Here is a 507-nt window from a genome sequence, read left to right on the forward strand (position 1 = left end):
AACCAGCTGTGGCTCACGGACATCTCAGAGCATTGGGCCGGGGATTCCAAGCTCTATCTCTGCGCGGTCAAGGACGTGTTCTCGAACCGGATCGTGGGCTACTCGATCGATCGGCGGATGAGCTCGCAGCTGGCTGTGGATGCCCTGCAGATGGCTCTGGCCCGGCGTGGAGGCAAGGCCGAGGTGCAGGGTTGCCGGGTGCATTCGGATCGAGGATCGCAATTTCGAGCCAGGCGATTCGTGGAGACGCTCCGGGTCAACGGCCTGGTCGGGTCGATGGACAGGGTCGGTGCTGCTGGGGACAACGCGGCGATGGACTCCTTCTTCGCGCTGTTGCAGAAGAACGTGCTGAATCGGCGTCGCTGGGACTCCTTCGACCAGCTCCGGCTCGCGATCGTGAGCTGGATCGAGCGGACCTATCACCGCCGTCGTAGGCAGGCCCGTCTCGGGAGACTCACCCCTGTCGAGTTCGAGATGGTTCAATCAGTCCAGGCGGCTGCCGCCGCC

At 63.9% G+C, this 507-nt stretch carries 1 protein-coding gene; it reads left to right on the forward strand.

The features are described 5' to 3' along the window. Positions 1-507: IS3 family transposase (locus ACH0AB_RS11975; protein ID WP_406878288.1), on the forward strand; the 507-nt coding region annotated here is incomplete at both ends.

It is taken from the genome of Moraxella sp. 179-F 1C4 NHS, assembly GCF_045370505.1.
GTDB lineage: Bacteria > Pseudomonadota > Gammaproteobacteria > Pseudomonadales > Moraxellaceae > Faucicola > Faucicola tetraodonis.